This window comes from Sulfurimonas sp., assembly GCF_016744025.1.
In the GTDB taxonomy this organism is placed as follows: Bacteria; Campylobacterota; Campylobacteria; order Campylobacterales; family Sulfurimonadaceae; genus Sulfurimonas.
In genome coordinates this window covers 9,236-17,326 of record NZ_JADGFC010000049.1, presented here as the reverse complement: position 1 = coordinate 17,326, position 8,091 = coordinate 9,236, and the positions used below count along the sequence as shown (strand labels likewise).

10 protein-coding genes are annotated in these 8,091 nt (G+C 31.6%); 8 read left to right on the top strand and 2 right to left on the bottom strand.

Translation table 11 applies throughout. The annotated features are described in order from the left end of the window. Positions 1–1,203: lytic transglycosylase domain-containing protein (locus QZZ48_RS08495; RefSeq protein ID WP_294964349.1), on the top strand; the 1,203-nt coding region annotated here is incomplete at its 5' end. Here QZZ48_RS08495 and QZZ48_RS08490 read toward each other — a convergent pair. Continuing rightward, positions 1,136–1,630, bottom strand: coding sequence for a hypothetical protein (locus QZZ48_RS08490; RefSeq protein WP_294964346.1), 495 nt, complete (start codon positions 1,628–1,630; stop codon positions 1,136–1,138). The two genes, QZZ48_RS08495 and QZZ48_RS08490, sit on opposite strands and share 68 nt — an antisense overlap. A 108-nt stretch (positions 1,631–1,738) precedes the next feature. On the opposite strand from QZZ48_RS08490, the gene mobB reads away from it, so the two are divergent. Genes mobB through QZZ48_RS08455 form a run of 7 tightly spaced genes read left to right on the top strand, consistent with a single transcriptional unit; the run spans position 1,739 to position 7,703 of the window. Next, positions 1,739–2,242: a molybdopterin-guanine dinucleotide biosynthesis protein B gene (gene mobB, locus QZZ48_RS08485; RefSeq protein ID WP_294964343.1), complete on the top strand. Its 504-nt coding sequence runs from the start codon at positions 1,739–1,741 to the stop codon at positions 2,240–2,242. A gap of 3 nt (positions 2,243–2,245) precedes the next feature. Beyond that, entirely contained in the window at positions 2,246–3,088 is an 843-nt protein-coding gene (locus tag QZZ48_RS08480) for a class 1 fructose-bisphosphatase (RefSeq protein WP_294964340.1), read from the top strand. Beyond that, the gene (locus tag QZZ48_RS08475) at positions 3,072–3,278 is read left to right on the top strand and encodes a hypothetical protein (protein ID WP_294964338.1); all 207 of its coding nucleotides are present in this window, start codon (positions 3,072–3,074) and stop codon (positions 3,276–3,278) included. The genes QZZ48_RS08480 and QZZ48_RS08475 overlap by 17 nt, the downstream gene beginning before the upstream one ends. A 35-nt stretch (positions 3,279–3,313) precedes the next feature. Continuing rightward, positions 3,314–5,263 carry a methionine--tRNA ligase gene (gene metG, locus QZZ48_RS08470; protein ID WP_294964335.1) on the top strand — a complete coding sequence of 650 codons (1,950 nt, stop codon included), beginning with the start codon at positions 3,314–3,316 and terminating at the stop codon, positions 5,261–5,263. Next, positions 5,260–6,252, top strand: coding sequence for a hypothetical protein (locus QZZ48_RS08465; protein ID WP_294964332.1), 993 nt, complete (start codon positions 5,260–5,262; stop codon positions 6,250–6,252). Before metG ends, QZZ48_RS08465 begins: the two co-directional genes overlap by 4 nt. A 15-nt stretch (positions 6,253–6,267) precedes the next feature. Then, positions 6,268–6,753, top strand: coding sequence for a GNAT family N-acetyltransferase (locus tag QZZ48_RS08460; RefSeq protein WP_294964329.1), 486 nt, complete (start codon positions 6,268–6,270; stop codon positions 6,751–6,753). 44 nt (positions 6,754–6,797) lie between these two features. After that, positions 6,798–7,703, top strand: coding sequence for a bile acid:sodium symporter family protein (locus QZZ48_RS08455; RefSeq protein ID WP_294964327.1), 906 nt, complete (start codon positions 6,798–6,800; stop codon positions 7,701–7,703). Positions 7,704–7,709: 6 nt separating this feature from the next. On the opposite strand, the gene QZZ48_RS08450 is transcribed toward QZZ48_RS08455, so the two are convergent. After that, positions 7,710–7,871: a hypothetical protein gene (locus tag QZZ48_RS08450; protein WP_294964325.1), complete on the bottom strand. Its 162-nt coding sequence runs from the start codon at positions 7,869–7,871 to the stop codon at positions 7,710–7,712. Positions 7,872–8,091 lie beyond the last annotated feature (220 nt).

Sequence of the window (8,091 nt, the reverse complement as noted above, 5' to 3'; positions counted from 1 at the left end):
GCATATTCTAAATATGATTCAAACACAGTATTATCTCTTTTTATAAGAACTACTTCTAAGCATCGTCGTAAAAATCTAAATCTTTATATACATGAAAAGCTTATAAATAAAATATCATCATCTTGGAGAATATCTCAGTTTGTCAAAATAGTTATACATGATGATAAACTAGATAAACTACAATTATCCCTTTTGAAGCTAAAAGGGGAAAAGTTAAACTCTAAGACTAACTTCTATTTGGCTATTAACCATTTAATGCATCTAAATAAGAAAAAAGCTTTACATTATTTTGACCTTTCTCGCTCAAAAGCTAAAAGTAAAATTGATGTAGATAAAAACTTCTTTTGGATGTACAAAATAACAGAAAATAAAAAATATCTTGATAAGCTACTTAAAAGCCGTGATATCAATATGTATACCTTGTATGCACATGAGATGCAAAACAAAAGCTTTAACAATTATTTTTGTGCTGTAGAAGTAAATGAAAGTAAAGCAAATAAAAATATTCAAGATCCATTTGAGTGGAGCAATATTTTAAAAGATATAAAAAAAGCATCTCCTTCACAAGCTAAACTATATGAACTCTCACAAAAATATATGCAAGAGGATATGGTTCCTGTTCAAACTCTAATACTTGAAAAAGCATATAAGTACGGAATGCATGGTTATGTTATGCCTTATGATAGATATCTAAGAGATATACCAACAGATGAAAAGGCTCTTGTTTATGCGATTATGCGTCAAGAGAGTAAGCTTATTCCCTCGGCTTTATCTCGTTCTTACGCTCTTGGTTTGATGCAACTTATGCCATTTGTGGCAGATGATATTAGTAAACATATAAAAAATCCGGTAAAAAACTATGATGAAATGTTTATTCCTAAAAATAATATCAACTATGCACTAAATCATCTAAAGTGGATGAAAAAATCTCTTTACCACCCTCTTTTTATGGCTTATGCTTACAATGGAGGTATGGGATTTTTAAGAAGACACCTTCAAAAAGGTACTTTCAATAGTGGAAAATACGAGCCTTTTTTAAGTATGGAGCTAATGTCTAATTCTGAAAGTAGAGAGTACGGGAAAAAAGTTTTAGCAAACTATGTGATGTATAAAAAAGTAATGGGAGAAGAAGTTTCTATTCTTCGTCTTTTTGATACGTTAACTCTTCCGAAGAAGACAGATCGGTTTCGAGGACAAGGTTAATCTTATTTTTTACTTCTCTCTTAAATGCTACAAGATAGTACTTTCTCCACTTACTATTAACAGATACTAGGTGAGAGAATTTATTATTTGAATCTAACTTTTTAATTTTTACTGGAAGATTTCCATTTAGTTTCATCGTTAGTTTTATCTTATCAAGAGTGTTTGTATCATACATCTCTTTTTTGTCTTTTAAGTAAAGGTATACATAAAAATATTCGTTAACAGTATAGACATTTGGATAGACATCATTTAAATATATTGCTGAGAAAACTCCCTCTACATTTTCACCCATTTTTATCTTACTCTCTTGTAAGCTAGAAGCACTTAATTCTTGATCAACTTGCATATTAAACTTACTAAAGGCATTTTTATCAGCACATCCTATAAATAGAAGAGAAAAAGTTAAAATTGTTAGTATATATTTCATGATTGTTCCTATGATTTGTGAAAGAATTATAGCTTATTAAACAAGCTTTTAAAGACTATTTTGTATAATCACTTAAATTTTTAGACAAATAAATACAAAGATATTAAAGTGAATAAAAGATTAGCAGTTGCATTTACCGGTCCATCGAACAGCGGAAAGACTACTCTTATACTAAAAGTAGCCAGAAAATTAATACATGAGCAAGGCAAAAGAGTAGCTATAATAAAGCATGACCCTAGAGATAAAGCTCGTTTTGACGTAGTTGGGAAGGATAGTTATAAGTTCTCAGACACTGGCGCAGAGGTTATGGTTACTTCTCCTAATAGAACTACTTACTTTTCTAAACAAAACAAAGATTTAGATGAGATGATTAGACTTTTTAATGATTTTGACATTCTACTTGTCGAGGGTTTAAAAAATCTACCACTACCACGCATAAGTATATTTAGAGAAAGACTAGATAGTGATTACTTTCCGTATATGAATGCTTTGGCAATTGATGATAGTATTAACACTCAAGATTACAATATCCCTGAGAATGTTGATATATTAGACTTAAATAATAGCGAAGATGTAATATCTTGGATATTAAAAAATGCGAAGGAAGTATAATAAATGACTGACATATTTGACGCAATTCAGCGTACGGCAAAAAGAATCAAAGTAGCTATAGATGTTAAAGATACAGGTTACTCACAACAAGCTAATAGTTCTGGGGAGACTCAACTTCAGCTTGATATACAATGTGATATGATTATTGAAGAAGAGTTCTCAAAAGTACCTTCTATTCATACTATTGCAAGCGAAGAAAAAGAAAATGCAATGCTTTTAAATAAAAATGGAAAGTACTTCATCGCTTATGACCCACTTGATGGTTCATCTTTAGTAGATGTAAACCTTAGTGTTGGTTCTATCTTTGGCATCTATGAAAACGAATTTGGAGCAGACAAAATGGTCGCTTCTTGTTATGTTGTATTTGGTCCTCGTGTTGAGATGGTATTTGCTCATAACAAAGCTAAACTACACCTGCTTCAAGGTGAAAATTTTGAGTTTGTTAAAGAAATCCGTTTAAATGAAAAAGGTAAGCTAAACGCTCCTGGTGGAACTCAGCAAAACTGGATGCCTTACCATAAAGAGATGGTAGATAGCTTCTTTAAAGAGGGTTACCGTCTAAGATATTCTGGTGGTATGGTTCCTGATCTTCATCAGATTCTTCTCAAAGGTGGTGGACTATTTTCATATCCAGCAACTAGTGATAAACCTGATGGAAAACTTCGTAAACTTTTTGAAGTATTTCCTTTTGCCTTTGTATATAAAATTGCTGGTGGTGAAGCTATTGATGGTAAAGTTGATTTAATGGAACTAGGTCATAAACATATACACGACACTTCACCATGTTTCTTTGGTTCTAAGTATGAGATAGCGAGAGTAAAAGAAGTTTATGCAACAAACGCATAATATAGAAAAAGATAAGTTTGAACTTCATCTTGATGAAATGATAATTAAAGTTCAAGTTTGTCAAAAAGAAAAGAACTTAGCATCTTGTAGTATTTGTCAAATGTACATGAACTGTGAGCTTAGACTAGATTATGTAAAGTCTGTATACAACAGCATGTCTAAGGGTGAAACCGGTGGATTTGAGTTCTAAATCATTTTTATAGAGTAAAATTAAGGAAGAAAATTTTGAGTAAATACATAACAACACCTATCTATTACGTTAACGGCGAAGCACATATAGGGCACGCTTACACGACTTTTATTGCTGATACAATGGCTAGATATGAGAAACTAAAAGGTAATAAAACATACTTTTTAACTGGAACAGATGAGCATGGTCAAAAAATAGAAGAATCAGCACAGAAAAATGGCAAACCTACTCAAGAGTTTGCAGATGAAATTAGTGCTTCATTTAAAAATCTATGGGATGAGTTTGAAATAGATTATGATAAATTTATAAGAACTACAGATGCAGACCATAAAATAGGTGTTCAAAAAGCTTTTGAAGTGATGCATGCTAAAGGTGATATATACAAAGACTTTTACGAAGGTCACTATTGTGTAAGTTGTGAAACTTTTTTCCCTGAAACTCAGTTAGTAGACGGCGAGTTTTGCCCAGATTGTGGAAGAACAACAAGTACCGTTAAAGAAGAAAGTTACTTTTTTAAACTTTCAAAATATGAAGATGATCTACTAAAGTATTATGAAGATAATCCTGACTTTATTCTTCCTCGTTCTCGTGCAAATGAAGTTAAAAACTTTGTAAAAGGTGGACTTAGAGACCTTTCTGTTACACGTACTTCATTTAGTTGGGGTGTTAAACTTCCTGAGTCAATGAATGATGATAAACATGTTATGTATGTTTGGCTAGATGCTCTAATGAATTATGTAACAGCTCTTGGTTATGGAAAAGATGAAGAACTTATGAATTTTTGGCCTGATACTACACACTTTGTAGGTAAAGACATTCTTCGTTTTCATGCTATTTACTGGCCAGCATTTCTAATGAGCCTTGACTTACCTCTTCCAAAGCACATTGCTGCACATGGATGGTGGACTAGAGATGGTGAAAAGATGAGTAAATCAAAAGGGAATGTTGTTTCTCCTAAAGAAGTTTCAGACCTTTATGGTGTTGAAAACCTTAGATACTTTATGCTTCGTGAAGTTCCTTTTGGTCAAGATGGAGATTTCTCTCAAAGAGCATTTATAGATAGAATCAATTCAGAACTAAGTAATGACCTTGGTAACCTTCTAAATCGTATCATAGGAATGAGTGGAAAATACTCTGACTTTGAGATAGATAGCAAAGATGTACAAAAGTACCATGCAAAAGAGTTAGATGCAATGAATGAAGCTCTGGGAAATCTTGATGGTTTTATGCAAAATATGCAAACTCATAGATACTTAGAAGAACTTTGGAAGCTATTTGCCATTGGAAATAAAGCTATTGAAGAGCATGCTCCATGGGTTAAAATGAAAGAAGACAAAAAAGATGAGGCTCTTGCTACAGTTGCGCTAGTTGCAAATATATTAGCTAAAGCATCAATCATGTTAAGCCCTGTTATGCCTAAAACAACAGCGACAATAGCAGATGCACTTAACTTTACTATAGACAACGCTAGTTATAACGAGTTAGTTATAGATAAAAAACTATTGAAATTATTTAATATCAAGAAGGTTCCACCTCTTTTCCCTCGTGTTGAAGAGCCTTTAATGCAAGAAGCTCCAAAAGCTATGCCTGATGATAAGCCAAATGACAATATGAAAGAAGATCTTATCGCTAATAAAGAAGCTAAAAAAGAAGAAGACAATCTTATAGAAATTGGTCAATTTTTTGAAACATCATTAAAAATCGGTGTTGTTGTAGAAGCTGAGGAAGTTCCTAAGAGTAAAAAACTTCTAAAACTTCAGGTTGATTTAGGTGAAGGAACAAATAAACAAGTTGTAGCTGGAATAAAAGAGTTTTACTCTGCTGAGTCACTAATAAACACTCAAGTATGTGTTGTAGCTAACTTAAAACCAGCCAAACTTATGGGAATGATGTCTGAGGGAATGCTTCTAGCTGCCAAAGATGAAGATGGTTTATGTTTAGTAAGACCTGAAAAACCTAAAAAGGCCGGTACACCTATTGGATGAGACTTGAAAACTTCCTCGCACTTACACATGCAAATCTTGTAAACGAACCATGTGTAAATAATTTTGAAAACACTGTTTTTGAGGCTTCTAAAGTAAAGAGAGGTGATCTTTTCTTTGCCTATGATGCACAAGATATAGAGTTAGCAGTATTTAACGGTGCATACGGAATAGTTTTTGACAAACCTACGCAGATAAGTGATAGTGAAATTGCTTGGATAAAAGTCCTTGATATTGATGAAGCTGTGAAACGTCTTCTTCGTTTTAAACTTATTGAAAAAGAAATAGTTGCTTATGAATGTAATGAGATTATCTTAAAACTTGCTCTTCAAGTTATCACTCAAACTAGCTTTGTAGTTGTTCATGGAGATATAAGAGATGTTTTTAAGTCTCTTTGGGAAATTGAAGATAGAACTACAATACTCTTTTGCCCTACTCTAAACTCTAAAGATATGTTTACAAATGTAAAAACTCTTTCTAAAATATCCATAGAACCTATAGAGATTATGGAACAAACCCTTTTTGAAACATCTTTTATATATGACAACATATTTTATGAAAGACAACTAATTTCTCCTTTTTTCATCCCTTATCTTGCGGAGCTATTGCATCTGTTTAAAAGTTTAAAAATTGACTTTAGGTTAAGGAAGTTTACACCTATAGAGCACTTTGAAGCTGTATTTACAAACAAGAACTTTGAGATAAAAGACTTTGGAACAAGTGATAAAGTACTTATTTTTGAGCAAAACACTAGTCTTGTATATAGTGAAATAACATTTTTACATTCTCGTGCATCTTGGGCAAAGATAATTTGCGTCATTCCCTCCTCTGTAAAACAAGTTGAAGATGAAAATGTATTTAGCTACAAGCATGAAAAAGAGATACTACCTATACTAAAAGAAAATAGTTTTCATTTTGCACTAATCGTTGGTGTTGATAAATCTATTTTAAGCAGAACGATACCTTACCATACTCAACTAACACTATTTTAAGAAGAGTTTCTTTTTATGCATATAAGAGAAGCAAACGAAAATGATTTTAAGCTCATATGGCCTATCTTTCATGAGATTGTCTCTCAAGGCGAAACTTATGCTTATGAAATAGATACAAGTAAAGAAAAAGCTTTTAACATCTGGATGACTCAACCTTTTAAAACTTTTGTTTGTGAAGAAGAAAATAAAATCATCGCAACTTACTATATAAAAACAAATCAAGCAGGTCCTGGTTCACATGTTTGTAATTGTGGGTATATGGTTGCTAAAGATGCAAGAGGCAAAGGTCTTGCATCTACAATGTGTCAACATTCTCAAAAAATAGCAAAAGATATAGGTTACAAAGCTATGCAATTTAACTTTGTTGCTTCTACAAATGTTGGAGCTATAAGACTATGGACAAAACTAGGCTTTGATACTGTTGGTCGCTTGCCAAAAGCTTTTAATCATGCAAAACTAGGTTATGTAGATGCTTTGATTATGTATAAGTACTTTTATTAAGATGAAGTTCGATATATTTTTATTGAATTTTAAAAAGGTAGATTATGTCCTCATATATTATTAGATTTTTTCCTGTATTAGCTGTTTTCTTATCAGTTATAGCTTATTACTCACCAATGTTCTTTATAGATTTAAAGTCTCAAATAGTTCCTCTTCTAATGCTTATTATGCTTTTAATGGGTTTAACCTTAACTTTTAATGATTTTAAAAATCTTACAAAGTATAAAAAAGCTATTTTAGTTGGAATAATTTTACAATTTTCAGTTATGCCAATAGCAGCACTATTGATTTCTAACTTTCTTGGCTTAGATAAAAACTTAACCATTGGTATGATTTTAGTTGGAAGTGTTGCAGGCGGAACTGCCTCAAATGTTATGTGTTATATTGCAAAAGGAAATGTTGCTTTATCTATTAGTATGACAGCTTTATCTACATTGATAGGTGTTGTTTTAACTCCTATTCTCATAAAAAGCTTAGCAGGTACAATGGTGGATATATCGGTAATGGCTATGATTATGAGTTTGGCAAAGATAGTTCTTTTACCTGTATTTATTGGACTTATGATAAATCACTTTTTAAGTTCTTTTATCAAAAAGATTGACTTTTTACTTCCTCTAATTTCCGTCTTTGCAATAGTTATAGTTATAGCAATTGTCGTTGCTTTAAATACAAAGTCAATAGCAACTTTAGGTTTACTGCTACCTTTGGCAATAATCATTCATAATGCAATAGGGCTCACTCTTGGTTATTGGGCTTGTAAGGCCTTAGGTTTTGATAAGAAAACATGTAGAACTATATCTATAGAAGTTGGTCTGCAAAACTCTGGTTTAGCAGTTGCACTGGCACATAAGTTTTTTCTTCCTGTTGCGGCACTTCCAGGTGTCCTTTTTAGTATATGGCATAATATTTCTGGTTCTATTTTAGCTGGATATTGGTCTAAAAGAAGTTAATATATCTTATTTTTCTATTGTAATCGGTTCACCTTTTATTCCAACATAAATAACTATAATTTTGGCTGATTCATCACTTATATTTTTTCCATAACACCACTTTGTCATGTAAAAAGTAAATGTTGACGCAAATAGCAATATAGTTACTAAATAGAGAGTCTTTTTCATTTTAACATACTGTAAATATTAAAATTTATAGCAGTAAGTATAAATTTTACTTCTATACAAATTATAAAGCAATTAAAGACAGTAACTTTAACTGGTTTTCTTCGATGGTTTAGCTTTTTTTATAAATCTTACTATTTTTGGAAAAACATCTCTTATAATTACAAATATTATTCCAAAAATCATAAGTTTTGCTAAATCATAAATTATATTTACATCCAAA

What these genes read in the sequence shown, in the direction of transcription:
- QZZ48_RS08490 (WP_294964346.1), bottom strand. Translation starts at nt 1,630, where the DNA reads ATGAAATATATACTAACAATTTTAACTTTTTCTCTTCTATTTATAGGA.
- QZZ48_RS08480 (WP_294964340.1), top strand. Translation starts at nt 2,246, where the DNA reads ATGACTGACATATTTGACGCAATTCAGCGTACGGCAAAAAGAATCAAA.
- QZZ48_RS08475 (WP_294964338.1), top strand. Translation starts at nt 3,072, where the DNA reads ATGCAACAAACGCATAATATAGAAAAAGATAAGTTTGAACTTCATCTT.
- QZZ48_RS08465 (WP_294964332.1), top strand. Translation starts at nt 5,260, where the DNA reads ATGAGACTTGAAAACTTCCTCGCACTTACACATGCAAATCTTGTAAAC.
- QZZ48_RS08460 (WP_294964329.1), top strand. Translation starts at nt 6,268, where the DNA reads ATGCATATAAGAGAAGCAAACGAAAATGATTTTAAGCTCATATGGCCT.
- QZZ48_RS08455 (WP_294964327.1), top strand. Translation starts at nt 6,798, where the DNA reads ATGTCCTCATATATTATTAGATTTTTTCCTGTATTAGCTGTTTTCTTA.
- QZZ48_RS08450 (WP_294964325.1), bottom strand. Translation starts at nt 7,871, where the DNA reads ATGAAAAAGACTCTCTATTTAGTAACTATATTGCTATTTGCGTCAACA.